Annotated in this window: 21 protein-coding genes and 1 pseudogene; 14 read left to right on the top strand and 8 right to left on the bottom strand. The window is 69.5% G+C overall.

Annotation, left to right across the window (positions count from 1 at the left end):
* Nucleotides 1-135 precede the first annotated feature (135 nt).
* Complete coding sequence (locus ACFWWR_RS38800) at nucleotides 136-681, top strand: hypothetical protein (protein WP_383877090.1); 546 nt, start codon at nucleotides 136-138, stop codon at nucleotides 679-681.
* 42 nt (nucleotides 682-723) lie between these two features.
* On the opposite strand, the gene ACFWWR_RS38805 is transcribed toward ACFWWR_RS38800, so the two are convergent.
* Nucleotides 724-1,731 carry an O-antigen ligase family protein gene (locus ACFWWR_RS38805; RefSeq protein ID WP_384308371.1) on the bottom strand — a complete coding sequence of 336 codons (1,008 nt, stop codon included), beginning with the start codon at nucleotides 1,729-1,731 and terminating at the stop codon, nucleotides 724-726.
* 301 nt (nucleotides 1,732-2,032) lie between these two features.
* Here ACFWWR_RS38805 and lnt point away from each other — a divergent pair, with 301 nt between their 5' ends.
* The 4 genes from lnt (at nucleotide 2,033) to ACFWWR_RS38825 (ending at nucleotide 7,080) form a co-directional block, all read left to right on the top strand.
* On the top strand, nucleotides 2,033-3,646 hold the full coding sequence (gene lnt / locus ACFWWR_RS38810) for an apolipoprotein N-acyltransferase (protein WP_383877087.1): 1,614 nt from the start codon (nucleotides 2,033-2,035) through the stop codon (nucleotides 3,644-3,646).
* 67 nt (nucleotides 3,647-3,713) lie between these two features.
* Complete coding sequence (locus tag ACFWWR_RS38815; RefSeq protein ID WP_383877085.1) at nucleotides 3,714-4,193, top strand: NUDIX domain-containing protein; 480 nt, start codon at nucleotides 3,714-3,716, stop codon at nucleotides 4,191-4,193.
* 54 nt (nucleotides 4,194-4,247) lie between these two features.
* Nucleotides 4,248-5,057 carry a 3-hydroxybutyrate dehydrogenase gene (locus tag ACFWWR_RS38820; RefSeq protein ID WP_383877084.1) on the top strand — a complete coding sequence of 270 codons (810 nt, stop codon included), beginning with the start codon at nucleotides 4,248-4,250 and terminating at the stop codon, nucleotides 5,055-5,057.
* A gap of 76 nt (nucleotides 5,058-5,133) precedes the next feature.
* The gene (locus tag ACFWWR_RS38825; RefSeq protein ID WP_384308374.1) at nucleotides 5,134-7,080 is read left to right on the top strand and encodes a helix-turn-helix domain-containing protein; all 1,947 of its coding nucleotides are present in this window, start codon (nucleotides 5,134-5,136) and stop codon (nucleotides 7,078-7,080) included.
* 42 nt (nucleotides 7,081-7,122) lie between these two features.
* Here the strand turns inward: ACFWWR_RS38825 and ACFWWR_RS38830 are convergent, their stop codons facing one another.
* Nucleotides 7,123-8,517, bottom strand: coding sequence for an MFS transporter (locus ACFWWR_RS38830; RefSeq protein WP_383876120.1), 1,395 nt, complete (start codon nucleotides 8,515-8,517; stop codon nucleotides 7,123-7,125).
* Nucleotides 8,518-9,252: 735 nt separating this feature from the next.
* Between ACFWWR_RS38830 and katG the strand changes: the two genes are divergently transcribed.
* Nucleotides 9,253-11,442, top strand: a complete 2,190-nt coding sequence (gene katG / locus ACFWWR_RS38835; protein ID WP_384308417.1) for a catalase/peroxidase HPI — start codon at nucleotides 9,253-9,255, stop codon at nucleotides 11,440-11,442.
* A 136-nt stretch (nucleotides 11,443-11,578) separates the two neighbouring features.
* Here katG and ACFWWR_RS38840 read toward each other — a convergent pair whose 3' ends face one another.
* A complete protein-coding gene (locus ACFWWR_RS38840) occupies nucleotides 11,579-11,971 on the bottom strand; it encodes a VOC family protein (protein ID WP_383876122.1) in 393 nt (130 codons plus the stop codon).
* A gap of 253 nt (nucleotides 11,972-12,224) precedes the next feature.
* Between ACFWWR_RS38840 and ACFWWR_RS38845 the strand changes: the two are divergent.
* The 4 genes and pseudogenes from ACFWWR_RS38845 to ACFWWR_RS38860 all read left to right on the top strand — a co-directional run.
* Nucleotides 12,225-12,596 (top strand): annotated as a pseudogene (locus tag ACFWWR_RS38845) (ATP-binding protein); the annotation flags it as partial.
* A 288-nt stretch (nucleotides 12,597-12,884) separates the two neighbouring features.
* On the top strand, nucleotides 12,885-13,049 hold the full coding sequence (locus ACFWWR_RS38850; RefSeq protein WP_384308377.1) for a hypothetical protein: 165 nt from the start codon (nucleotides 12,885-12,887) through the stop codon (nucleotides 13,047-13,049).
* Between the two features lie 421 nt (nucleotides 13,050-13,470).
* Complete coding sequence (locus ACFWWR_RS38855; protein ID WP_383876123.1) at nucleotides 13,471-14,508, top strand: LacI family DNA-binding transcriptional regulator; 1,038 nt, start codon at nucleotides 13,471-13,473, stop codon at nucleotides 14,506-14,508.
* Between the two features lie 313 nt (nucleotides 14,509-14,821).
* Nucleotides 14,822-15,601, top strand: coding sequence for a hypothetical protein (locus ACFWWR_RS38860; RefSeq protein ID WP_383876125.1), 780 nt, complete (start codon nucleotides 14,822-14,824; stop codon nucleotides 15,599-15,601).
* A 689-nt stretch (nucleotides 15,602-16,290) separates the two neighbouring features.
* On the opposite strand, the gene ACFWWR_RS38865 is transcribed toward ACFWWR_RS38860, so the two are convergent.
* Entirely contained in the window at nucleotides 16,291-16,479 is a 189-nt protein-coding gene (locus ACFWWR_RS38865) for a hypothetical protein (RefSeq protein ID WP_384308380.1), read from the bottom strand.
* A 301-nt stretch (nucleotides 16,480-16,780) separates the two neighbouring features.
* On the opposite strand from ACFWWR_RS38865, the gene ACFWWR_RS38870 reads away from it, so the two are divergent.
* Nucleotides 16,781-17,638 carry an acyl-CoA thioester hydrolase/BAAT C-terminal domain-containing protein gene (locus ACFWWR_RS38870; protein ID WP_384308383.1) on the top strand — a complete coding sequence of 286 codons (858 nt, stop codon included), beginning with the start codon at nucleotides 16,781-16,783 and terminating at the stop codon, nucleotides 17,636-17,638.
* Between the two features lie 158 nt (nucleotides 17,639-17,796).
* Here ACFWWR_RS38870 and ACFWWR_RS38875 read toward each other — a convergent pair whose 3' ends face one another.
* Nucleotides 17,797-18,240, bottom strand: a complete 444-nt coding sequence (locus ACFWWR_RS38875; RefSeq protein WP_384308386.1) for a hypothetical protein — start codon at nucleotides 18,238-18,240, stop codon at nucleotides 17,797-17,799.
* Nucleotides 18,237-18,620: a hypothetical protein gene (locus ACFWWR_RS38880; protein WP_384308389.1), complete on the bottom strand. Its 384-nt coding sequence runs from the start codon at nucleotides 18,618-18,620 to the stop codon at nucleotides 18,237-18,239. Before ACFWWR_RS38880 ends, ACFWWR_RS38875 begins: the two co-directional genes overlap by 4 nt.
* A 108-nt stretch (nucleotides 18,621-18,728) precedes the next feature.
* Between ACFWWR_RS38880 and ACFWWR_RS38885 the strand changes: the two genes are divergently transcribed.
* Complete coding sequence (locus tag ACFWWR_RS38885) at nucleotides 18,729-19,463, top strand: ASCH domain-containing protein (RefSeq protein WP_383876134.1); 735 nt, start codon at nucleotides 18,729-18,731, stop codon at nucleotides 19,461-19,463.
* A gap of 129 nt (nucleotides 19,464-19,592) precedes the next feature.
* Here ACFWWR_RS38885 and ACFWWR_RS38890 read toward each other — a convergent pair whose 3' ends face one another.
* Complete coding sequence (locus ACFWWR_RS38890) at nucleotides 19,593-19,811, bottom strand: hypothetical protein (RefSeq protein WP_383876136.1); 219 nt, start codon at nucleotides 19,809-19,811, stop codon at nucleotides 19,593-19,595.
* Between ACFWWR_RS38890 and ACFWWR_RS38895 the strand changes: the two genes are divergently transcribed.
* Nucleotides 19,806-20,861, top strand: coding sequence for a type III polyketide synthase (locus tag ACFWWR_RS38895; protein WP_384308392.1), 1,056 nt, complete (start codon nucleotides 19,806-19,808; stop codon nucleotides 20,859-20,861). The two genes, ACFWWR_RS38890 and ACFWWR_RS38895, sit on opposite strands and share 6 nt — an antisense overlap.
* A gap of 168 nt (nucleotides 20,862-21,029) precedes the next feature.
* On the opposite strand, the gene ACFWWR_RS38900 is transcribed toward ACFWWR_RS38895, so the two are convergent.
* Nucleotides 21,030-23,189, bottom strand: coding sequence for a SpoIIE family protein phosphatase (locus tag ACFWWR_RS38900; RefSeq protein WP_384308395.1), 2,160 nt, complete (start codon nucleotides 23,187-23,189; stop codon nucleotides 21,030-21,032).
* 714 nt (nucleotides 23,190-23,903) lie between these two features.
* On the opposite strand from ACFWWR_RS38900, the gene ACFWWR_RS38905 reads away from it, so the two are divergent.
* The gene (locus ACFWWR_RS38905) at nucleotides 23,904-24,320 is read left to right on the top strand and encodes a hypothetical protein (RefSeq protein ID WP_384308398.1); all 417 of its coding nucleotides are present in this window, start codon (nucleotides 23,904-23,906) and stop codon (nucleotides 24,318-24,320) included.
* Nucleotides 24,321-24,475: the final 155 nt, after the last annotated feature.

Below are 24,475 nucleotides of genomic sequence, written 5' to 3' on the forward strand. Positions count from 1 at the left end.
GGCGGACGGCCCAGGCACCTGGGACACGCGCCCGGCGCGGACAAAGAGGACGTCCGGCATCCCGTGCCCCCACCCGGAGCAGTCACTCTCCGCCACGCGCTACCCGCACAGCGAAACCTGAGTAATCTCGTAAGCATGAGGGACCACCCCCGCGGCGAGAACGCCCCGCACCCCGACGTCTGGACCGGACGGGCCTCCAACCGGATCCAGTGGCTGTTGGCACTCGTCGGTGCCGCCTGTCTGGCGCTCGGCATCGAGCTGGCCGTCGACTCGGCCTGGACGTCGGGCGTCGCCCCGCTCGTCATGTCCGTGGTCGGCTGCATCGCGGCCGGGCTGCTGGTCCTCTTCGGCACCCTCGCCTTCGTGCACGTCGCTCTGAAGGTCGACAAGGAGTGCCTGGAAGTGCGCTGCGGCCACATGGGCCTGCCCCGCCGCCGCATCCCCCTGGCGCAGGTCGCGGGCGCCGAGTTCGACCCGCACGTCACCCCGCGCCACTGGGGTGGCTGGGGCTACCGCTGGCGTCCCGAGAAGGGCACCGCGGTCGTCGTACGGCGTGGCGAGGGCGTGGTCCTGCAACTGTGGGACGGCCACACCTTCACCATCACCGTGGACGACGCGGAGTCGGCCGTACGGGTCATCCGGGCCCGGCTGCGCTCGGGCACCGCCGGCGCCACCCACTGAGGCGCCCGGGCCCGCAGGCGCCCCGTCGTGAAGTCGCCGTGGTCACGGAGTCAGACCACCACGCGCGTGCGCGTCCTTCTCGCGGTCCGGTGACTCCTCGACGAAGGGGCGTGCCGTGGCCAGTCCGGCCAGCAGCCCCGCGCCCGCCGACACCGTGGTGAAGCTCAGCGCGTTGCCGACACAGGCGATCGCCGCCAGCGCCGTCAGGGCCGCGCCCGCGGTGAGGGCGACCGGTGTCGGCCGTCCGGTGCGCCACAGCGCGTAGAGCATCCAGCCGAAGGCCGTCGCCAGCAGGGCGAGGCCGACGGCTCCCTGTTCGGCGGCCTGCTGGAGCGGCGCCGAGTGGGGCTTTCCGTCGGACAGCAGCGACTGGGTGGCCGTCGTGCTGAGCTCCCCGAACCGTCCCGGGCCGACGCCCAGCGCCGCCTCGTGGTGCGCCATGTGCAGCGCGTCGTGCCACAGCTCGATCCGGTGCTCGGTCAGTCGGCCCGAGAGGGACACCTCGAGCCCGTCCGGCACCGCGTTACCGGCGACCGCCCAGGTCAGAGACGTCACCAGGGCCGCGGACAGGCCCAGCGCCACGAGGCCCGCGCCGCGGTGACGCGTCCGGCCCGCGGCGAGCGAGCACAGCAGCACCGCGGTGCAGGCGGCGAACCCGCCGACCGAACCGAGAACGGCCGCGGTCACCGCGATCACGGCGGCCAGTGCGCGCAGGGCGAGCCGAAGGGCAGGCGCGTCGGCGGACCAGGCGGCGCAGCACGCGGCGCCTGCCGACAGGGTCAGCAGGGCGGCGGTGGCACCGGCGTGTCCCAGCGGCGCGACGATCTCGGGCCCGGGGGTGAGGTGCGGCAGGCCCACCGTGAGGCCGAGCCCGGCCAGCGCGCCGGCGGAGGGCGCGGCGACCGGCAGCAGCGCTCCGCAGATACGTCCCGCGGCGTAACCGGCACCCACGGCCAGGACCGCCAGCAGGACGCCCTCCGGGCGGCCGTCGTGCGCGGCCGCCGTGACCAGGGACCAGATGGCGCAGGCCCCGAGCACCACGACACCCATCGCATCAGAAACGTTTCGTCTGTCGCCGTCCTCATCAGAACCGGCCACAGACGTCATCCTCGTGGAACCCACCGCGCCCCCCGAACCCGGTCGCCCCCGACCCGTGACGGTCCCTGCCGTCGCGGGCGTTACCGGCCCGTACGACAAGGACTTCGGCACACCGTAACGGCTGATGGGCGGTTTGTGGACGAGTTGGACCGAGTTGCGCAGGAACGTTGCGCCCGCAGTGCCGCGGGACGCTCGCCGTGGCCGCCGTGGACCGCGCTGTCGGCCCCGAGGTCAGCCGCCGTACACTCCCACAGTGACCGTCACCGCAACCTCCGTGGACGAGTCGGACCAGGTAGAGCCCCCGACCGCGCCCGTATCGCGCGGGGCGCGGCTCCTGCGTCGTCTCGCCCCGGCCGCCGCAGCCGCGCTCTCCGGAGTGCTGCTCTACGTCAGTTTCCCGCCGCGCACCCTGTGGTGGCTCGCTTTGCCGGCCTTCGCCGTCTTCGGCTGGCTGCTGCGCGGCCGAAGCTGGAAGGCGGGCCTCGGTCTCGGCTACCTCTTCGGCCTCGGTTTCCTGCTGCCCCTGCTGGTGTGGACCGGCGTGGAGGTCGGCCCCGGCCCCTGGATCGCCCTGGTCGTGATCGAGGCGATCTTCGTCGCGCTGGTCGGCGCGGGCGTCGCCGCGGTGTCGAAGTTGCCGGGTGCGCCGGTGTGGGCGGCCGCGATCTGGATCGCCGGCGAGGCGGCACGTGCGCGTGTGCCCTTCAACGGCTTCCCGTGGGGCAAGATCGCGTTCGGCCAGGCGGACGGGGTCTTCCTCCCGCTCGCCGCGGTGGGTGGCACCCCGGTGCTCGGTTTCGCGGTGGCCCTGTGCGGTTTCGGTCTCTACGAGGTCGTCCGCCTGGTCCTCGAGGGGCGGCGCACACGTACGGTACGGCGGTCCGCGGCGGCCGTCGCGCTGCTGAGCGTGGCTCTGCCCGTGGTGGGCGCGGTGGCCGCCCGGCCGCTGGTGAGCGACAAGGCCGAGGACGGCACGGTGACCGTCGCGGTCATCCAGGGCAACGTGCCGCGTGCGGGTCTGGAGTTCAACGCCCAGCGGCGGGCCGTGCTCGACTACCACGCGCGCGAGACGGAGCGACTGGCCGCCGAGGTGAAGGCGGGCAAGGTCGCAAAGCCGGACTTCGTGCTGTGGCCGGAGAACTCCTCCGACATCGACCCGTTCGCCAATGCCGACGCGCGCGCCGTCATCGACGAGGCGGCCAAGGCGATCGGCGTGCCGATCTCCGTCGGCGGTGTCGTCGAACGGGACGGCAAGCTCTACAACGAGCAGATTCTGTGGGACCCGGCCAAGGGACCCGTCGACACCTACGACAAGCGGCAGATCCAGCCCTTCGGCGAGTACCTCCCGCTGCGCTCGCTCATCGGGGCGATCAACGACAAATGGACCTCCATGGTCCGCCAGGACTTCAGCCGGGGCAGCAAGCCAGGCGTGTTCGACATGGACGGCGCCAAGGTCGGGCTGGTCACCTGCTACGAGGCCGCCTTCGACTGGGCCGTGCGCTCCGAGGTCACCGACGGAGCCCAGCTGATCTCCGTGCCCAGCAACAACGCGACCTTCGACCGCAGCGAGATGACCTACCAGCAGCTCGCCATGTCCCGGGTCCGCGCCGTCGAGCACAGCCGGACCGTCACGGTTCCGGTGACCAGCGGTGTCAGCGCCATCATCATGCCGGACGGGAGGATCACGCAGAAGACCGGCATGTTCGTCGCCGACTCGTTGGTGCAGAAGGTGCCTCTGCGGTCCTCCCAGACGCCCGCCACACGGCTGGGCATCCTGCCCGAGATCGCGCTGGTGCTGGTGGCCGCGGGCGGACTCGGCTGGGCCGTGGGCGCCGGTGTGCGCGGGCGGCGCGCCCGTGGCGTGTAGCCGTACGCCCGTCGGACGCCCGGGGAAGTCCAACGGGGTGACGGAGTCGGCCCGTTAGGGTCGGGGCATGGCTACTCCTGACTTCATTCGTACCCTCCGGGCTTCCGCCGGCCACGAGTTGCTGTGGCTGCCCGGTGTCAGCGTCGTCGTCTTCGACGACGAGGGCAGAGTGCTGCTCAACCGCCGTTCCGACACCGGCAAGTGGGCACTGATCGGCGGCATCCCGGAGCCGGGGGAGCAGCCCGCGGTCTGCGCGGTGCGAGAGGTGGAGGAGGAGACGGGGGTCCACTGTGTCGTCGAGCGGGTGATCGTCGTCCAGGCGCTGAAGCCCGTCAGGTACGACAACGGCGACGTCTGCCAGTACATGGACATCTCGTTCCGCTGCCGGGCCCTCGGCGGCGAGGCACGGGTCAACGACGACGAGTCGCTGGAGGTGGGCTGGTTCGCGGTGGACGCCCTGCCCGAGCTGAACGACTTCGCCCACCTCAGGATCAAGCAAGCCCTATCTGACGCACCCACATGGTTCGACCCCACGAGTTCCGAGTGAAGTGTGGGTGACGACCACATGGGGCGAGGCTCGGGTGCTGCCTAGGGTCGAGGCATGACCGCTAGCAGTGCCCTCCCGGGCCCCCACGGCGCCCCCGCCCCCACACTCGACCTCGGCGGCCGCACCGCCCTCGTCACCGGCGCCGCCGGCGGCATCGGCCGCGCCTGTGCACTGCGGCTCGCGGCCGCCGGGGCCAAGGTGAGAGCGGTCGACCGGGACGCCGCGGGCCTCGAGGCGCTCGCCGAACAGGCCCGCGGCCTCGCGGGCACCCTCGCACCGCACGTCCTCGACCTCACCGACCTGGACGCCGCCGAACTCGCCGCCGCGGGGACCGACGTCCTCGTCAACAACGCCGGGCTGCAACTGGTGCGCCCCATCGAGGAGTTCCCGCCCGAGGTCTTCCACACCGTGCTCACCGTGATGCTGGAGGCGCCGTTCCGGCTCATCCGAGGCGCCCTGCCCCACATGTACGGGCAGGGGTGGGGCCGTATCGTCAACGTCTCCTCCGTGCACGGTCTGCGAGCCTCGGCCTACAAGTCGGCCTATGTGGCCGCCAAACACGGCCTGGAGGGACTGTCCAAGACAGCAGCCCTCGAAGGCGCCCCCCACGGGGTCACCTCGAACTGTGTGAACCCCGCTTATGTGCGCACCCCACTGGTCGAGAAGCAGCTCGCCGACCAGGCCCGCACGCACGGCATCCCCGAGGAGCGCGTGCTGTCCGAGGTGCTGCTGCTGGACAGCGCCGTCAAACGGCTGATCGAACCCGAGGAGGTCGCGGAGGCCGTGGCCTACCTGTGCAGCCCTCAGGCCTCCTTCGTGACCGGCACCTCGCTCGTCCTCGACGGCGGCTGGACCGCGCACTGAAGCGGGCGGTGCCGGTCGCCGGCGGAGTTTTCCACAGGGCTGACGGGGTGGTCGGGTGATGGTGAATCCTGTGAGCATGTCCCGCGATCACGTGCAGTCCGCCGAGCGTTCCGATGTCGCCGCCGCAGCGTCGGCACGCGACGCTGCGGCGCCGTTCCTGGAACTGCTCGCCCGCGGCGCGTCCGCCGACGCCTACGAGCAGCCGGCGCTGCTCGCCCGTGCCGAGGGATGGCCGGCCGAGCGGGTCGCCGCGCTCGAACAGGCCAAGCTGATCGCGCTGCGGGTGCGTGCGGAGCTCGAAGGGCGGCGCCGACGGGAGGCCGAGTTGTCGGCGCTCTTCGAGACCGCCCACGACCTGGCCGGGCTGCGCGACCTGGACGCGGTGCTGCAGGCGATCGTGCAGCGCGCCCGGTCGCTGCTCGGCACCGACGTCGCCTACCTCAGCCTGAACGACCCGGTGCGGGGCGACACCTACATGCGGGTCACCGAGGGCTCGGTCGCGGCCCGCTTCCAGCAACTGCGGCTCGGGATGGGGGAGGGGCTCGGCGGCCTCGTCGCCCAGACGGCCCGTCCGTACGTCACCGACGACTACTTCAAGGACGACCGCTTCCAGCACACCCACGCCATCGATGGGGGCGTGCGGGACGAGGGCCTGGTCGCCATCCTCGGCGTGCCGCTGATGCTCGGACACCACGTCATCGGGGTCCTGTACGCGGCGGACCGGCGGGCCCGCGTCTTCGAGCGCGAGCAGATCGCCCTGCTCGGCTCCTTCGCCGCGCTTGCCGCGGCCGCCATCGACACCGCGAACCTCCTCACCGAGACCCGCTCGGCCCTCGCCGGCCTGGAACGCGCCAACGAGATCATCCGGGACCGCAGCGGGGTCATCGAGCGAGCCTCCGACGTGCACGACCGGCTCGCCGAACTCGTCCTGCGCGGCGGCGGCGTCCACGACGTGGCGGCCGCGGTCTCCGAAATCCTCGACGGCACGGTCGAGTTCACCGAGGCCGCCGCCGCACCCGCGCAGGCCCTGGAGGTGTCCCGTGCCGAGGGACACGCGGTGCGACACGCGGACGACTGGATCGCCGCCGTCGCCGCCGGCGGCGAACTGCTCGGCGCGCTCGTACTGCGCGGACACCCGGGGCTCGACCCGGTCGACCAGCGCACCCTGGAGCGCGCCGCCATGGTCACCTCGCTGCTGCTGCTCGCCCGACGCTCCGCCGCCGAAGCCGAACAGCGCGTGCGCGGCGAACTGCTGGACGACCTGCTCGACGCCCGCGACCGGGACCCGCGCCTGCTGCGCGAGCGCGCCTCCCGGCTGCATGCCGACCTCGACGCCAGGCACGTCGTACTCGCCGCCCGCCTGGACGGCGCCGCGGCCGACGCCGATCAGGAGGCGGCCGCCCGCAGACGCCTGTGGTCCGCCGCGTCCCACCTCGCCGCCACCCGGCACGGATTGGCAGCCGCCCGCGACGGCGGCACCGTCCTGCTACTGCCCCTGGAACTCGACGACACCGCGACGGAGCTGGCCCGCCGCACCGCCCGCCATCTGGGCGCCGCCGTGTACGAGGCGGTCACCGTCGGCGCCTCCGCCCCGGTGGAGGGCCTCACGGCCCACCCGGACGCTGTGGCCGCCGCCTACGAGGAGGGTCGCCGCTGCCTCGACGCCCTGCGGCTGCTCGGCCGCTCCGGGGACGGAGCCGCCGCGGAGGACTTCGGTTTCCTGGGGCTGCTGCTCGCCGGGGACCGGGACATCGCCGGCTTCGTCGACCGCACCATCGGCCAGGTCGTCGCCTACGACGCACGACGCGGCACCGACCTGGTACGCACCCTCGACGCGTACTTCGCCTGCGGGATGAGCCCGGCTCGTACGAAGGACGAGCTGCACGTCCACGTGAACACGGTCGCCCAGCGGCTGGAAAGGGTCGGGCGTCTCCTCGGCGACGACTGGCAGAGCCCCCCGCGTGCCCTGGAGATACAACTCGCCCTGCGCCTGCACCGGTTGTCGGGACCGGCGCAGCGCTGACCCCCGTACGCGCGGGCGTACGGGGGCGCGTTCCGGAGCGGGTCAGACAGTACGAGCGTCCGCGGTCCGGGCCGGTGTGGGCTCCGCGTCGGCCGCGGGCTCGACGTCCGCCAGGTCCCGCTGGCGGGTCTCCTTGGCCGCTCCCACGGCGACGACCGTCAGGACGACCGCACCGATGACGTACAGCGCGATGGGCGTGGAACTCCCGTAGTCGGACAGCAGCGCCGTGGCGATCAGCGGTGCGGGCGCGCCCGCCGCGACCGACGCGAACTGGGCGCCGATGGAGGCGCCGGAGTAGCGCATCCGGGTCGCGAACATCTCGGAGAAGAAGGCGGCCTGGGGTGCGTACATCGCGCCGTGCAGCACCAGACCCACCGTCACCGCGAGGACCAGGTTGCCGAAGCCGCCGGTGTCGATGAGCGAGAAGAACGGGAACATCCACAGGCCCACCCCGACCGCGCCCAGCAGGTACACGGGACGGCGGCCGATCCGGTCCGACAGCGCGCCCCAGCCCGGGATCACCGCGAAGTGCACGGCCGAGGCGATGAGCACCGAGTTGAGCGCGGTCTGCTTGGAGACGCCGGCCGAGGTGGTGGCGTAGACGAGGATGAACGCGGTGATCACGTAGTAGCTGATGTTCTCCGCCATGCGCGCGCCCATCGCCACCAGGACGTCCCGCCAGTGGTGGCGCAGCACGGCGACGACCGGCAGCTTCTCGGCGTCGCCGGGCCCTGCCGTGCGGCGCGCCTCGGCCTGTGCCAACGCCTGCTTGAAGACGGGCGATTCATCGACAGACAGACGAATCCACAAACCGACGATCACCAGCACACCGGAGAGCAGGAACGGTATCCGCCAGCCCCAGCTGACGAACGCGGCGTCCGACAGGGTGGCGGTCAGCAGGGACAGCACGCCGGTCGCGAGGAGCTGTCCCGCGGGCGCCCCGGTCTGCGGCCACGACGCCCAGAAGCCGCGCCGGCGGGCGTCTCCGTGTTCGGACACCAGCAGCACCGCCCCACCCCACTCGCCGCCCAGCGCGAAGCCCTGCACCAGGCGCAGCACGGTCAGCAGCACCGGAGCTGCCGTTCCGATCGTCGCGTGCGTGGGCAGCAGACCGATCGCGAAGGTCGCCCCGCCCATCATCAACAGGCTGAGCACCAGAAGCTTCTTGCGCCCGAGCCGGTCGCCGTAGTGCCCGAAGACGAGGGCGCCCAGCGGTCGCGCCGCGAATCCGACGGCGTACGTCAGGAACGACAAAAGCGTGCCGACCAGCGGGTCGGAACCCGGGAAGAACAGCTTGTTGAAGACCAGGGCCGCGGCGGAACCGTAGAGGAAGAAGTCGTACCACTCGATGGTGGTGCCGATGAGGCTGGCGGCGACGATGCGCTTGAGGCTGGCGGGGGTTTCCGGGGATGGGGGAGCGGTCGCGGGGGAGGACATCGGTACCACTTCCTGGCGGTTGGCGGGGACGTTTCGTGTCGCCATACCGTAGGAATCCGCAGGTCAGTGGCACATGTGGTGGGACACCATAGTTCAGGGTGCAGATGTGCGCGTGGCCACCATGAGGGCCTGGCCGGAGCCTCTACGAGAGCCTCCATCGGGCCCGCGAACGCGCTGTCCGAGTTGCACTGTTCGTGCATGATTTTGGTGGTGGGGTGCTGACTCCCGTGCTGACTTGGTGCTGACTACGCTGCGTAAAAATCCGGCATGTTGGTCAGATCGGACGAGCCTAGGTAGGTGGCGGCACCGCTGTGGCGACATGTATCGCCGAATGGCGATCCATCGGCGAGGGTGCATACCTGGCTGTGTGTCCTCCTGCGGGTAGCGGCACTTGGTGAAGTCCCTTACCTGGGTCACTCCCAGCGGGTTCTTCGTCTGCCGGTGGTACAGATGGCTCCGGGCAGCATCGACGTAAGGCCGACCTCCCGGGGTGGCGGCAGTCACAAGTCCGCAGTGGGCAACACCTCGGCTGCATGGCCGAACTCACCGGTGTGCCGCGCCGTCCGCTTCACGAGAGTCAGGGCAGTCAAAAAAAAGCCTTTGCTCGCGCGTTTGTCATGCGGGGTGCTCTGCGTGTTTCGTAGCGGTGCCGTCTGTGGTGCGCGACTATACGGACGCCGACATCACATTCATCGGCATGGTGCGTGGAATCACCGATACAGAAAGAAGGAAGACGTGTCCGGTAGCGAAAGCGAGAACCCGGCAATCGCCTCTCCGACCCCCACGCCGACTCGGCCCAGGACGAACCGGGACTGGTGGCCGAATCAGCTGGACCTTCAAATTCTCCACCAACACTCGTCCCGCTCCAATCCGATGGACGAGGGCTTCGACTACGCGAGAGAGTTCGCGACCCTCGACCTCGACGCACTGAAGCAGGACGTCTTCGACGTGATGACGACGTCACAGGACTGGTGGCCTGCCGACTACGGCCACTACGGGCCGCTCTTCATCCGGATGAGTTGGCACGCCGCGGGCACGTACCGTGTCGCCGACGGCCGGGGCGGTGGCGGCAGCGGCGCTCAGCGCTTCGCCCCCCTGAACAGTTGGCCGGACAACGCGAGCCTCGACAAGGCGCGCCGTTTGCTGTGGCCGGTCAAGCAGAAGTACGGACAGAAAATCTCCTGGGCCGACCTTCTGGTTTTCGCCGGTAACTGTGCCATGGAATCGATGGGATTCAGGACGTTCGGGTTCGGATTCGGACGAGAGGACATCTGGGAACCCGAGGAGATCTTCTGGGGGCCCGAGGATATCTGGCTCGGAGATGAGCGCTACAGCGGCGACAGGGAACTCGGCGCTCCCTTCGGTGCCGTGCAGATGGGACTGATCTACGTCAATCCGGAGGGGCCCAACGGAAACCCGGATCCGATGGCCGCCGCCCGGGACATTCGCGAGACATTCGGGCGCATGGCGATGAACGACGAGGAGACGGTCGCGCTCATCGTCGGCGGCCACACCTTCGGCAAGTGTCATGGCGCGGTCGATCCCACGTACATCGGCCCGGAACCCGAGGCCGCACCCGTCGAGCAACAGGGTCTCGGCTGGTGGAACACGTACGGCAGCGGCAAGGGCACCGACGCGCTCACCAGTGGGCTCGAGGGCGCATGGACCTCCGCGCCGACCCGGTGGGACAACGGGTACCTGGACAACCTGTTCAGGTACGAATGGGAGCTGACGACGAGCCCCGCCGGTGCCAAGCAGTGGACTCCCACGGATCCTTCGGCCAAGGGCATGGTGCCCGATGCTCATGATCCGTCGAGGAGGCACGCTCCGATGATGCTGACGACGGACCTCGCGCTGAAGCTGGATCCGGTCTACGGCCCGATCTCGAAGAGCTTCCACGAGAACCCGGAAAAGCTCGCGGAAGCCTTCGCCAAGGCGTGGTACAAGCTGTTGCACCGCGACATGGGACCCGTCACGCGCTACCTCGGCCCGTGGGTTCCCGAGCCGCAACTGTGGCAGGACCCCGTCCCCGAGGTCGATCACGAACTCGTCGCGGCCGAGGACGTCGCCGCTCTCAAGAGCCGGATCGTCGACTCGGGGCTGTCCATCTCCCAGCTGGTCACCACCGCTTGGGCGTCGGCGGCGAGCTTCCGCGGCACCGACAAGCGGGGCGGGGCCAACGGGGCACGGATTCGCCTCGCGCCGCAACGGGACTGGGAGGTCAACCACCTGCCCGAGGTGGCCGAGGTGCTGCAGAAGCTGGAGCAGATCCAGCAGGACTTCAACCGCTCACATGCCGGCGGCACGAGGGTCTCACTTGCTGACCTGATCGTCCTGGGCGGGTGCGCGGCCGTCGAGCAAGCCGCGAAGAACGCCGGTTACGACATCACCGTCCCGTTCGCACCGGGGCGCACGGACGCCTCGCAGGATCAGACCGACGTGGAGTCGTTCGCCGTGCTGGAACCCAGGGCCGACGGATTCCGGAACTACGTCCGCGCGGGCGAGAAGCTGTCGCCGGAGACACTCCTGCTGGACCGCGCCAACCTGTTGACGCTGACCGCCCCCGAGGTGACGGTACTAATCGGCGGCATGCGGATCCTGAAAACCGGCTACAAGCGATCGTCACACGGCGTCTTCACTCACCGGCCGGAGACACTGACCAACGACTTCTTCGTCAACCTGCTCGACATGGGCACGGAGTGGAAGGCGTCGACTTCGGACGAGAACGTGTTCGAAGGCCGGGATCGCGCCACAGGCGAGCTCAAGTGGACCGCCACCGCGGTCGACCTCATCTTCGGATCACACTCCCAGCTCCGAGCCGTCTCGGAGGTCTACGCGTCCCCGGACGCGGGACACAAGTTCGTGCGTGACTTCGTGGCCGCGTGGGACAAGGTGATGAACCTCGATCGGTTCGACCTGGCCTGAACCCGATGTCCGGGCGGGGGCAGGGACGCTGGTCCCTCAGAGCTCCCGCAGCGCTTCCATGGCGGGCACGCGCACTCCACACAGCACGCGTGCCCGCCGAGCCCAGAGGGTCACTCACACCAACCGGCCCCGCTCGTCAGTTCTCCTGGAGCACGGAGAGAACGTTCCCGGCCGGGTCGGTGAACCACGCGATCGCCGCAGGACCGCCGTCACCGACACGGACGATGCCCTTCTCGTCGTGGTCGAATTCGGGATAGCGCTCAAGGTTCACGCCGCGCCGCTCCAGTTCATTGACGGCGGCCTCGATGTCGTCCACGGGGAAGTTGAGAAGCGTGAACGTCGCGGGGGTGTGCGTCTCCTTCGGATAGACGAAGACACGCGCGCCGCTGCCGAGTGTGAGGGTCAGCATCCGCATGTCCCCCTCCCCGGTCTCCTCCACCTGGAGACCGAGAGTCTCACCGTAGAACCGGCGGGCCTCGCCGAGGTCGTCGACCGCGAAACCGCTGAACGCCTGCGACTGTCCGAACATGCCGTGTGTCTCCTTCACGGTTGAGCCGTCACAAGATTTCAGGGCACACCACACGGACCACGGTCAAGGGCGCGCCACGCGGTCGACGCCCGGATGGTCGTGCGTCCTTCACCCTCACGAAGCGATGGCCGGCCGCCGCCTGTGCTCCGTCGACGGACAGTCACCGGAGCCGATCACCATCGACCTCGCACAGGCCGACGCTGATATCGCAAACCGCTCCGAGCCGGGCCTGCACCCCACCGCCGCGAGGTCGATGAGGGACCGCCAATGCGGGTGTCCTACAGACTCACGGTCGCAGGCAAGCCGCCGAGCAAGCAAACGGCCTGCCGGTCTCGCAGCGGACCTCACCCAGGTGGTCACCGATGCCCGCAAGTACGCGCCGGGCCCGGTGCTGGTGGACCCGCGCATCGTCGGCGACACGGTCGAGGTGGTGGTGTGGGACGGCGATCCGGTGCTGCAGGTGGCCCGGGCCGCCGACGCGGGCAGAGTCGGGCAGCACGGTCTGGAGATCGTCATGGCCGTCGCCCAGGGCTTCGAAGCGCAGCGGGAGCCGGTCGGCAAGCGCATCACCGCCCGCATCGCCCTCCTGGACGACCCCGGCGGCGCCATCGCCGGACGCCGACCCCTGCAGGACGAAGCGGGCCGCCCCCCTCGTCAGGCGGGGCGTGAGGCAGCGTGGCGGGCCAGCGCTGCGTGCAGTTCCCCGAGAACGACATCGGGCAGTGCCACGCCCTGACTCGCCGACCGGGCCGAGCAGGGCACGGACGTAGTCGCGCATGCGGCGTCGCAGGTCGGCTCGGCCGAAGCGGTGGCCGATGCGTAGGAAGAGGTCGTCGCGTTCACAGCCCCAGGTCGCGTCGGCTAGGTCGTCGATCACCCGGGGAGGCTGCCCTCATCAGCGTTCGAGGGCCCGATGAGCCGGATATCCGACCGGTTCGCCCGGGTCGAACCCCGGCGCCGGGTACGGCATCTGATGTTGGGGCTGCTGTCGGACCCTGCCACGCGAACACTTCTTGTCAGCTCCGACCATCCCCACTGGGAGCAGGACAGCCCCGGGGACGCGCTGTGGACCGACTGAGCGAAGATCCACCGCTGCTCGGCTTCTGCCGCCGAACTCTCAGTTGGCGCCACCAAGGCTGTGGATCATCCGGCTCCACAGGTGCGTCTGGCAGCGCCGAAAAGACGCCGGCCTTTGCGTGCCATGTGCGGAACACGCCACGGAACGTCGGGTGGGGTTCGTGCGGTAGGGGGCCCCTCAAAGAAGCCACTGTGCTCTCCTTCGCTTTGCCGTGACCGTTAACGTGACCGTTAACGTGACCGTTAACGGGATTCTTGCTCAGGGGAGCAGATTCCGTCAACGCCCGCCGCCAGACGGCTCACGAGCCGCCAGCGGCGTTCTGGCGTTGCCTTGCTCTCCTGGCAGTGCCGGGCTGGCGATGGCGCGGCAGGCCGGTGAACCTGATTGACTTGGACACACGGCGGCACAGGAACAGAAGTGAGTGGGCAGCGTGGCCGGACAGCGGGAAACGGAAGACCAGCGGGCGCGGGGTGTGAGAACCGTCAAGCGCGTCACGCTCCGCGACGTTGCTCAGGCGGCAGGCGTGTCCCATCAGACCGTCTCCCGGGCGATCAACGGCAAGGGGGAGATCGACCCGGGGACTCAGCAACGCGTGCTCGATGTCGCAAGGCAGTTGCGGTACCGGCCCAGCCGGTTCGGCCGGGGGCTGGCCCGCCCGGACGTCGTATCCGTCGGGCTCATCGTCCCCGACGTGGTCAACCCCTTCTTCCCAGAGTTCGTGGCAGGAGTGATTGCGGCCGCGGACGAACGCGACTGGCAGGTGCTCGTGGCCAGCACCGAGAACGATCGGTCCCGGGAGCTGGCCTTGGTCCGCTCGCTCGGGCAACAGGTTGACGCTCTTGTCGGCTACATCAGCCATCCCGATGCGCAGCTCGAGCCGTACGTGGGCACCGTGCCGCTGGTTCTGGTCGATCGCGGGCTGGAATCGTCGAACCACGCGTTGGTCCACATCGACACCGCGGCCGGAATCCGGGCCGGGATGCAGCACCTCATCGACCGGGGTCACCGCCGGATCGGCATGATCGACTGCGAGTGCGTGAGCGCCCCGATGGTCCGGCGCCGCACCTTTCTCGAAGTCGTCGGCGAACATGCGCTGCCCGTCGGCGAGGGCTGGGTTGTCATGGGTGAGCAGTCCCCGGCCGGGGGCGCCGCCGCGTTCGAGGCGCTGTACGCCGCGCGCCCAGACCTCACCGCCGTGGTCGCCTTCAACGACCTGGTTGCGATCGGCGCGCTCCGGGCCGCCCGCCGGCTCGGCGTCCAAGTGCCAGGCGACTGCGCACTGGTCGGCTACGACGGGCTGAGCGTCGTCGATCTGGTCGACCCGCCACTGACCACCCTCTACCTCGACAAGCGACGGCTGGGCGAACTGGCCATCCACCAAGTCGACAAACTCCTCGTAGGCGAACTGCCACCCCCTATCGTCCTGACACCGAGCTTGAATGTCCGCGGCACGACGTGACCCACCTTTGACCTCGATCCGTCAGCGGGGTTCGGTCGCTGAGTGGCTCGGTGGTTCGCCCGTAATGTCCCCTGACATCGGGGGCGGGCCGTCGCGTGACGCTGCGGCTGCGCCGGGTTCCACGGGCCCGCGGTGGTGCGGTTCTCCTTCGAAAGGGGCTGTTCTACTGGCCGTTGAAGACCGAGGCCATTGCCACGTGGGTTCCGCACCCTTCGCTTCAGAACAGATGTCCGTCGGACTGGCTCTCACGAGGGCGGGCGAAGGTGAAGTGCGGGACGGAGCCACACGCGGCACGTTGGATTAGGGAGAAGACATGCTCGCGAATCTGCTGCCTGGCCTTCGTGATGTCCGAGCACCGCTCTCAACGGGATGCATCTGGCTCCTGACGCTCTGGTTGGTCTTAGGAGACCGCGTGCCGACACAGCAGCAGGCTCACGGTGTGTGGGTTTCGTTGTATCGCCTTGGCGGCTTGATAGGTCCTGCGGGAGTGCTCGCCGCCGGCGCCTTTCTCGCCTACCTCATCGGCGCCATGCTCGCGGTCCGAGTGGTCACTGTGAACACGCAGGAAGCGCCGAAGACTGCAAGGTTCTGGGATGCTCGTACTACCATCACGCCACGCGTCTCTAGGCTTGCCTTCAATGATCTGGTCGCCTTCCTGCAGGACGAGGGACGGATACCCGCCCCGCAGCCGGAGACCAACTCGGGCGCCGGACTTGAACGCCAGCGCGGCGAACGCCTCGTGGTGAACCTCGCTGCACGAGACATCCTCGGCGAGACCAGACAGCTTCGCATCAAACTGCTGACCGCCAACTACGACTTGTTCAACGAATACGACCGAGCCGTGGGTGAAGCAGAGTTCCGCAAGAATGTCGCCTACGCCCTCGTGGGTCTGACAGCTGCGCTCAGCTGGCTGCAATCACCCTGGTGGGCCCTCCTGATTGTCGTGTCCGTCCGGCTCTACGTTGCCGGGGTCGGCAGCGAGCGAGCAGCCAACGACGTCCTCATCCAGGCTGTGGTGGCAGGTCTCGTGACACCCGTCGCCCTGAGTGGAGCCGCAGGTGTGCCCGCTGTCCCCACCAGACGGAGCCAATAGGTACGGGCGCCCATCCTATGAATCGGCGGCGACTCTCCGTGAGTGATCGCTCTGGATCCGTCTGCGGGGCGCACAGCGCTCCGTGCTCAAACTGCTTCCATGAGAGTGATTACGACGTAATCACCTTCATGGAAGCACCGACTTCGTGCTCGGCCGGTGGTTGGCCACAACCGACCCCTCGCGTTGGGAGCAATGTCGCAGCGGTCCCAGGCCACGGGGCTTCGTCGAGGGGAAGAGCCATCTCAGCATCTCTTCGCGGTTGGCTCTTGGCTCCGGAAGTCCTTCGGGGGTTGACTGAGTCTCAGGCAGAGGCTGCTTGGAGGAGGGTTTCGGCCGCGGTGGTCCGGGCGTAGAGGACGGATCGGCCGACGCGGTGGGCGCTGACCAGACCCGCGTGCGTAGCGCAGTGAGGTATTGGGATACCCCGGCCGGGGAGAGTCCGGTGCGGTGGGCCAACTGTGTGGTGGAGTCCGGAGTCTCCAGTTCGGTCAGGAGTAGGGTCCGCGAGCGGCCGAGTACGGCGGCGAGGCTCTCGGCCTGGGCGACGGGCCGCGCTTTCCATAGCGAGCCGACACCGCGCGCCGGATAGGCGAGTTGGGGTGGATCCGGCGGAGTCGTCCGGGTGTGCAGTCCCGGTCCGGTGAAGGCTGACGGGACCAGCAGCAGTCCTCTACCTGCCGTTTCGCGATTCAGCGGCTGCTTTCGGCGGGCCGGCTGCAGCCCATGTCGTCCCAGCTCACCGAAGTGTGCAGGTCGTTGAGGAGGCGGCCCGCACCGTGTTCGGCGACCATGCGGGCCCGGTAGAAGATGTCCACGTCCAGCACTTCCCGGATCCGCGCCCAGTAGGGGGCGAGTGCCAGCTCCCAGTACGTTTCCATCTCTTCGATGACCTTGGCCAGGCGGGTCTGCGGGTCGGCGTGCAGGGTCCGCAGCCGGGGCCGAGCGTTCCCTGGTGGCGGGCCAGGTGGTCGAGGTCCTGGCGTACCCGGTCGGCGGGCGAGGCGAGGATCGCATCCAGCTCTGCCGCCGGTGTGGGGGCCGGTCCGGCGGGGCTGGGTTTTGGGACCACAGGATGGACACCGCCGGTGGCTGTGCGGGGCGGGTGCGGTTGTTCCAGGAGGCATGGCAACGCCGATTAGGCTGCGCTGACAGGTTGAGGCGGACCGACGGGGGGATCACGTGGATGTCACTGAGCGCGAGCTGACCGATCCCTGGGAAGGCGTACTGGTCGCTCCCGCCCGCGGCAGTGACATCGGCGTTGTGGTCCTGGCGGGTTCCAGCGGGCGCGTCGAACGGGAGAGAGCACGCATCCTTGCCCAGCAGGGCATGACGGCCGTGTCGATCCGCTGGTTCGGCGGGCCGGGTCGGTCCCCAGGGATCTGCGAGATCCCCCTGGAGACCTTCACCGCCGCCGTCGACCTCCTCCGGTTGAACGGGGCACGACGCGTCGGCATCCTGGGCACCTCCAAGGGAGCTGAGGCGGCGCTGCTCACGGCAGTGCACGATCCTCGCGTGGACGTTGTCGTCGCGATGTCGCCCACGTCCCGGGTCTGGTGCAACGTCGGGCCAGGGCGCGATGGAGCCCACCGCCCTTATCGATCGTCCTGGACCTGGCGAGAGCAGGCGGTGCCTTTCGTCCCGCTGGACGATTCCTGGACTCCCGCAGAGACGGACGGTGGGCCGGTCGCCATCCGCGGGTGGTACGAACTGAGCGAGCGGACGTTTGCTGATCGACTCCCTTTGGCGGAGATCCCCGTGGACAAGGCGCGCGCCGATCTGCTGCTGGTCGCAGGCGGCGACGATGCGATGTGGCCGTCTCTTCCCTTCGCCGAACAACTGGCACAACGCCGGCGCTCGGTCAAGGCCACGGTGCGTCTGATCACCCGCCACGATGCCGGCCACCGCCCACGCTTTCCCGGCGAGAGACCGGCGTCGGCATCCCCACGCTTCCAGTACGGAGGCACGCCCGAAGCCGACGCCCTCCTGGGGACGGCTGCCTGGCCCCACGTCCTCGACACGCTCCGCAACGGGAGCTGACCCTCCCTCCGGTTGATCGCGCACGAAGCCCGGCAAGGGTTCTGCTGCGTCCCGTTGGTCTTATTCGCGCTGGTGCGGGCCCGGGCCGATGTTGCGGTGACGGTGGGGGCCCGGCCGGCGATCTGGGCGGACTTGCGGGCCTCCAGGGCACCACGTCGTCACTGCAGGTGCTCAACTCGACGGCGGCCCGCAAGCCCGCGAGCACGTCCGCGTGTTGCTGGTGGCGATGGAGGAGAAGGATCCTGACCAGGGCTTTCGTTCCTTCGATCTCGCCGAGCTGCTGCTTGGCCATGGCCCAGAACGCCTCGTGCTCGGCGGTGAAGGTGCCCTCGGCGCGGGCTTGATGCAACGCCTCGGAACGGTCCAGAGCGCCAGGTTTGCGCAGCAGCACCTCCAGATAGTGGTCCAGGACCAGGTGCTCCAGGCCGCGGGCCGGCGAGCCGGGCATGGCGGGCGATCTCACGGCGGCCTTCGAATACGACGAGCGTGTCGCCGGTCAGGTGCACGGTGACCTTGCGGTCGATGAAGCGGACCGGGACGGAGTACGAGCACATCTTGACGGTGATCCGGCTGTAGCGGTCGACCCTGGGCTGGAATGTCATCGCTGTCTCGAACGGCTCCGGCGGCAAGGGAGCAAGTGCGGCGCCTCCCGGGCGAAGTCCTGGCCGATCGTGCGGATCCGCGAGCCGATCCGGCGGTTGAGCTCGCGCTCCTCGAACACGGTGATCTGCTGGTTGAGATCCTCCAGCGTCGCCACTCGCGGGACCGGGGTGAGGTAGTTACGCCGGAAGTAGCCGACTTGGCCCTCAACCCCGCCCTTCTCGTGTGCGCCGCGCAGTCCCGGCTCGCAATAGAACGGACTGAACCCGTAGAACTCGCGCAGTGCGGTCCACTTCGGGTTCTCCTCCCGCAGTCGGCTGCGGAAGATGACCTTGCGAACGGCCGGGGTGAGGTTGTCGTAGCGCACCTGCCCGGCCGGCACCCCTCTAATATGCGGGTCTCGATGTCAAGCCACCGACCGCGCTGAGGGTGAAGCCCGTTAGAACAATTGTGTCGAGGAGTCCGGCTGGGCCGATCTAGGGTCGGCGCCATGGTCTCCATGAAGCTCTTCGACTCCGAGCGCCGCGTCATCGAGGCTGCGGAACTGCTCGCTGCTGCTCTCGGGAGCGACCCGAACCACACCGTAGCCGCAGCGGCGATGGACACGGCCGGCAGGATCCATGAGGCGGTCAACGTCTACCACTTCACCGGCGGACCGTGCGCCGAACTCGTCGTACTCGGTGCCGCCGCAGCAGCGGGAGCCGGCCCGCTCGTCACAATCGCCGCCGCGGGAGATCAGGGTCGTGGCCTCATCCCGCCGTGCGGCCGCTGCCGCCAAGCGCTTCTCGACCTCCATCCCGACGTCTTCGTGGCCGTACCGACCGACGACGGGCCGACACTGCGCCCGATTCGGATGCTTCTGCCGGACACCTACTTCTTCCCCGATGCGGATGCGCGTCGAATTGTTCGGTTCAACAAGCGCTACTACGAGGCCATCGCCACCGCGCGGAAGACCTCCACCGTCCGCTACGACGATCCGATCGCGCTGGGTCCCGCAATCTTCCTATTCGAGGACGACGAAGCCCACCGCACGTTGAACGGCACCGTCACCGGCGTCGAACGCCACCGGCTCGATCGCCTCACCGCCGAACAGGCTCGGCTCGATGGCGGCACGAGCATCGACCAGCTCAAGACGGGCCTCCAGGGTCACTATCCCGGCCTGCCCTCCGATGCCGAAGTCGAAGTTGTGACGTTTACCGTCGAAGCGCCTGACGCCGTGCAGTGATGCAGCGTGGATGGCTCCACGCCCGATGGGATAGCAGTGCGGACGCCCTGCGATCCCATAGGGCGCCCTTTTGTTGATGTCGGCGTCACATCACAGCTGGCCGGATCGTTCATATTGAATGGGGGCCAGTCAGGACGCTTCTCCGTCGAGTCGGCTGAGGAGTCCGTCGAAGATCTGCTCGCGTGCGACTTGTCCCTTCGCTGCCGCGTCGTCTCGCTGGCGTTCGAGGGTGGGCCGGAACTCGATCGTGGTGACGAAGAACGTGCACGATTCACAGATCGACTCGAAGTGGCAGTCCATCTCGACGGGGCGAGCGCAGTAGCCGTTGCCGAGCATCCGGCGGTGCATTACGTGGACCGCGTGATCGCCGCCCTCGAGGCGATACCCGCGCCACAGACCGTCCAGGAGCGCACCGCCCCGGCCTGGGAGGCCGTGCAGTCCCACGGGGAGCGTGCGGCGCGCGGGGCCCTGCAGATCGCCGGGCTGGACGCCGCAGACATCGACTGCCTGATCACCAGTCACTCCACCACCCCGGCGCTGCCGGGTCTGGACATCGCCCTGGCCAACAAGCTTCCGCTCCGCAACGACTTGATGCTGCTGCCGGCTACGCAGTGGGCCTGTGTCGCGGGGACCCGCTCCCTGGCCCTGGCGGCTGATCTCGTGGCCGCGGACCCCGAACGGGTGGTCCTGGTCGTGATCGCGGAGGCGTTGAGCACGACCTACCAGCCCGCGGACGACACCATCGAGTCCCTGATCGTCCGGTTGCTGTTCGCGGACACCGCGGACACCGCGGACACCGCGGACACCGCGGACACCGCGGACACCGCGGACACCGCGGACACCGCGGACACCGCGGACACCGCGGACACCGTGGACACCGTGGACACCGCGGACACCGTGGACACCGTGGACACCGCGGACACCGCGGTGGTCACGGGCCGCCCGAGGCGCGAGTCGGTGCTGCGGCTGGACGCCGCCTGGCACCACACCCTGCCCGGCACCCAAGACCTGCATCGCCTGGATACGCCGGCGGACGGCACCCACTTCGTGATGGACCGGCGAGGGCCGCGCGCCGTACAGGAGACGGTCACCGCGATGTGGGAGTGGCTGCGCGTCCGTTACCAGGACGACCCCGACTCCTGGCACCCTGACGTACTGCTCGCGCACCCCGGCGGGACCCGGGTGCTGGAGTACATGGAGCAGACGATGCCCGACGCGTGGCCGTCGGGGCTGCTGGACTACAGCCGGGACAGCTACACCAGCGGAGGCGCCGCCGTGTTCGACATCCTGCGGCGGGCGCACGACGCCGGGCAGAAGTCGGGCAATCGCGCCGTCCTGTACGCGGCGGCACCGGGCCTCACCGCCACCGCCCTGGAACTGGAAGGGGAGTGGGTGTAGTGCGAGCCCGCGCCACCCGTACGAGCTGACGGGCCGCCCGCATCACCGGTCACGCCACCAGTACCGCGGAGGGCGCCGTCCGTATCGTCGGTGGCGCCGGCTGACGCGCACGCCGCCCCTCCCTCGCCGCACTCGCGTACGCCGGCTGCGCCCCGCCCGGCAGCCGCGTCACCTGGCGACTTCCGCCCAGACCACCTTGCCGGTGTCCGTCCACCGCACCCCCCACCGGGTGGTCAGCCTGTGCACGACGTGCAGGCCACGCCCGTCGTCGTCGAGGAGGCCGCCTCGCCTCAGACGTGGCCTGCCGTTGCCGGTGTCGCCCACCTCGCACAGCAGGCGGGGACCGGCCCTGATCAGTCGTATCGTGATGGGACCGGTGGCAAAGCGGACCGCGTTCGTGACCAGCTCGCTGACCAGCAGCGGTACGTCGTCCTGGGTGGCGCCCCTGGTGTGCCATTGCCGCAGCAGCGCGGAGACATGCGTGCGGGCACGGGCGGGCGCGTCGTCGCGGGCGGGCAGCCGCCAGGTCGCGGTGTCCCCCTTGCGGTAGCCGATCATGCGCGCGAGCAGCAGGGTCACGTCGTCGCGCTGGCGCACGGGCGCCAGCGCGGCGACGACGTGCCGTGCGGTCTGCTGCAGGGCGTCCCAGGGATGCACCGTGGACAAGGTATCCGCCAGCCTGCTGATCCCCTCGTCGATCGACAGGGCCGGATCCTCCACCAGGCCGTCGGTGTAGAGGGCGATTAGAGAGTCTGGGGGCGCGCCGAACGTGTACACGTCGAACGGCTCCCGCAGCGCGAACTCGGCGCCCAGGCCAGGGTGAGGGCTGACCGGGAGCGGGCTCGCGTGGCCGTGCGGAAGCACCAGGACCGGGGGGAGGTGGCCGGCGCTGGAGAGCGCCACGTGGTGGCTGACCGGGTCGTAGAGGGCGATGCAGCAGGTAGAGCCGAGGGCGCTGTAGCCGGCCGCCAGCCCGGCATCCGCGTCGTCCAGCAGCGTCACGGTCTCGTCCAGGTGCTCCAGCACCTCGTCGGGTGCCAGCCCCGCGGACAGCAGTGCGCGGGCCTCCATGCTCAGCTGGCCCATGGTTGCCGCGGCTCCCAGGCCGTGCCCCACGACGTCACCGACTACCAGTGCGGTACGGCCGTCCGGCAGCGGAAAGCTGTTCACCCAGTCGCCGCCGACGCCTGCGCTGTCGGGGGTGGCGGGCTGGTAGACGCTGGCGATCTCAATGGTGTGGCCGCCTGTTCGGGGCAGCAGTCGGCGCTGCAACGCCAGCACCTGAGTGTGCTCGCGATGGTGTTGACGGGCCAGATCGACGTGATGGGCGGTCCTGGCCACCAGTTCCTGCAGGTCGAACAACTCGCTGTCGTGGAAGGGACAGTCCGGCCGCCGCCAGACCTCCGCCACGCCCAGCACGACGGGCGGCGCGCCGTCCAGGACCAGCGGTATGCACGCCACACTCGCCGACCGGTCACCGGGCACCAGGGCTCGGATCACTCGTGGGGTGCCGAGCAGCCGCTCGACCGCCTCCCGGTCGGGTATGACGATGGCCTGCGGGGCATCGTCCCGCCGTACCGCCTGCGAAAGCAGGCGACTCGCGTCGCTCGGAAGCTCGTCGCCCGGGGTCACGTAACCCTCGGGCCACACCCGATCCGGCACCAGGGCTGCCCGCCGTAGCCGGATGCGCCCCTGCGCCTGCGCGGTGACTCCCTCGCCCGTCCACATGGCGAAGTCGAGGTCGACGGCGGCCACGTCTCCCCAAGCCAGCAGGGACTCCGCCAGCGACTGCGCGGTCTCACCGATGTCCAGCGAGGTGCCGATCGCGGTCTCGGCGGCGTACAGGTGCAGCCGCTTGGCCATGGCGATCAAGGAGACGGTCAAGCCTTCATCAGGCGCCGCGGCGGGCAGGATGCTCATCGAGACCACCAGTTCCGACCCGTCGCCGCGCCGCAGGCGCTGGATCCGGGCGACGTGCGCCTCACCGATCTCCAGGACCTGCCGCAATCGCCGTGTGACCGTCGGTACGTCGCCGGGGGGCAGGAGATCGGCGAAAGGTCTCCCGGCCACGGGGCCCAGACCCGCGAATACGGCGGCGTCCAGATTGCAGCGGGTGATCCTCAGATCTCTGTCCAAGTTGACCACGCCGAGAATCTGATCCTGGGAGTCGGCTGCCGGGTTGTCGGGTACGCGTTGGCGGGTGGTGCGGTCGCCCTGCGGGTTGGTAGGACCGGTGGCCGCTGCCGGTCCGCCGCGCGTGTAGCGCCCCAGGGCGCTGCTGACCAGGCCAAACGGCGATGAGGGCGAGGGGGAGGGCGTGGAGTCCATGCGGCTCTCTCGGCAATCCCCGGCGCAGCGCCGGGGTCGTTACTCGGACCCGTGGGACAGGGCCCCGAGATCCCTGACCGCACACCTCATTGAATAACACCGGGGGTCGCTTCGCCCACACACCAGCGGATCGCGCGGTGAACGCTGGACAGTGAGGGAATGCCGCGGCCGGTAGGGCGCTCACCCTGCCCGGGGCAGCGCCGCCAGGATTCGACGACCGCCGCAGGGCCACTGGGCGCCGTCAACTGGGGCCTGCTGGTGCTGCCTACGGCTGACCTCGCGGGCGTACGAAGAACACCAAGTGGGTGACGTTTTGATGCGCGGTCAGAGGGCCAGCATCCGGTCGTCGCCGAGGCGGCACCCGATTCATGAGCTCATAGTGCAGGGCGTCGACGGCTCAGGCAGCTTTCGTGAGGTGCGCGCGTACGGCGTCGCAGAGCGGCTTGCGGAACGGGGTGCAGTGGTTCGGATGGCCTGTGGCGCGGAGCCGAGGACCGCAACGTGCAAGGCGCGGACGATGACCCTATCGACGCCGGATGAGGCCGGCCTGGCCGCCTCAAAGCCACGGGGTGCCTGAGCGGAATGATGTTGTGCGGATGGCTCCTCGGCGCCGGCCGGCTCGCGCGATCTCCAGCATCGTGACGGTTGATGCCATGCACCATGCACGGGACCGCCTCGCCGCCCCGCGGGGGCTGTCTCTGAGGAGGTCATGCCATGGTGATCGTCCAGTGTTTGCCGGCCCCGCACCCCAGCGGCATCCGAGCGGCTTGGTCCAGGGCTTCTGAACGCGGGGGCGGGCTTCCGCGGGGTGAGATCGTCGAGCACCCGGCATCGCACGACGCGCGCGCTCTCCACGGCCACCTTCGGGCGCTGAGGGAGCACGGCATCGCCGCGCGGCTGCGGCCCGTCCTTCTCACCGAGGACGGCCGCGAGCAGCTGACCTACATCCCCGGTGGCCTGGCTCTGCCGCCGTTCCGGCGCTCTCGGTCCTTGGTCGCCCGCCGAGTGGCCGACGGGGTCGCCGTCTACCTCCGGGCGCCGGCCGAGCGCGGTGGACGGGGAATGCCGGGACCGCCTCCAGGCCTTGCTGGTGGCCACCGTAAATCGTTCACGGTCGCCCTGCTGGACTGAACCCGCCTGGGGTGCTTCTCACCTGGCCGGACGGGGAAGGCGCACCCTTTTTGCCGCCGTGTGAAACCTGTGTGACAGAAGCGTTGACTGGGTCTTGCACGAGAACCTATGTTCTGCCCGAGCTTACGAACTGCGTTCGAAATACCGACAGAGTG

The sequence above is a fragment of the Streptomyces sp. NPDC058678 genome (assembly GCF_042714835.1).
GTDB lineage: Bacteria > Actinomycetota > Actinomycetes > Streptomycetales > Streptomycetaceae > Streptomyces.

Bases quoted from the DNA above. Each gene is read 5' to 3' on its own strand.
- ACFWWR_RS38800 (WP_383877090.1), top strand. From the start codon at position 136: ATGAGGGACCACCCCCGCGGCGAGAACGCCCCGCACCCCGACGTCTGG.
- ACFWWR_RS38805 (WP_384308371.1), bottom strand. From the start codon at position 1,731: ATGGGTGTCGTGGTGCTCGGGGCCTGCGCCATCTGGTCCCTGGTCACG.
- ACFWWR_RS38815 (WP_383877085.1), top strand. From the start codon at position 3,714: ATGGCTACTCCTGACTTCATTCGTACCCTCCGGGCTTCCGCCGGCCAC.
- ACFWWR_RS38820 (WP_383877084.1), top strand. From the start codon at position 4,248: ATGACCGCTAGCAGTGCCCTCCCGGGCCCCCACGGCGCCCCCGCCCCC.
- ACFWWR_RS38825 (WP_384308374.1), top strand. From the start codon at position 5,134: ATGTCCCGCGATCACGTGCAGTCCGCCGAGCGTTCCGATGTCGCCGCC.
- ACFWWR_RS38830 (WP_383876120.1), bottom strand. From the start codon at position 8,517: ATGTCCTCCCCCGCGACCGCTCCCCCATCCCCGGAAACCCCCGCCAGC.
- ACFWWR_RS38840 (WP_383876122.1), bottom strand. From the start codon at position 11,971: ATGTTCGGACAGTCGCAGGCGTTCAGCGGTTTCGCGGTCGACGACCTC.
- ACFWWR_RS38850 (WP_384308377.1), top strand. From the start codon at position 12,885: ATGAGCCGGATATCCGACCGGTTCGCCCGGGTCGAACCCCGGCGCCGG.
- ACFWWR_RS38860 (WP_383876125.1), top strand. From the start codon at position 14,822: ATGCTCGCGAATCTGCTGCCTGGCCTTCGTGATGTCCGAGCACCGCTC.
- ACFWWR_RS38865 (WP_384308380.1), bottom strand. From the start codon at position 16,479: ATGGAAACGTACTGGGAGCTGGCACTCGCCCCCTACTGGGCGCGGATC.
- ACFWWR_RS38875 (WP_384308386.1), bottom strand. From the start codon at position 18,240: ATGACATTCCAGCCCAGGGTCGACCGCTACAGCCGGATCACCGTCAAG.
- ACFWWR_RS38885 (WP_383876134.1), top strand. From the start codon at position 18,729: ATGGTCTCCATGAAGCTCTTCGACTCCGAGCGCCGCGTCATCGAGGCT.
- ACFWWR_RS38890 (WP_383876136.1), bottom strand. From the start codon at position 19,811: ATGCACCGCCGGATGCTCGGCAACGGCTACTGCGCTCGCCCCGTCGAG.
- ACFWWR_RS38900 (WP_384308395.1), bottom strand. From the start codon at position 23,189: ATGGACTCCACGCCCTCCCCCTCGCCCTCATCGCCGTTTGGCCTGGTC.
- ACFWWR_RS38905 (WP_384308398.1), top strand. From the start codon at position 23,904: ATGGTGATCGTCCAGTGTTTGCCGGCCCCGCACCCCAGCGGCATCCGA.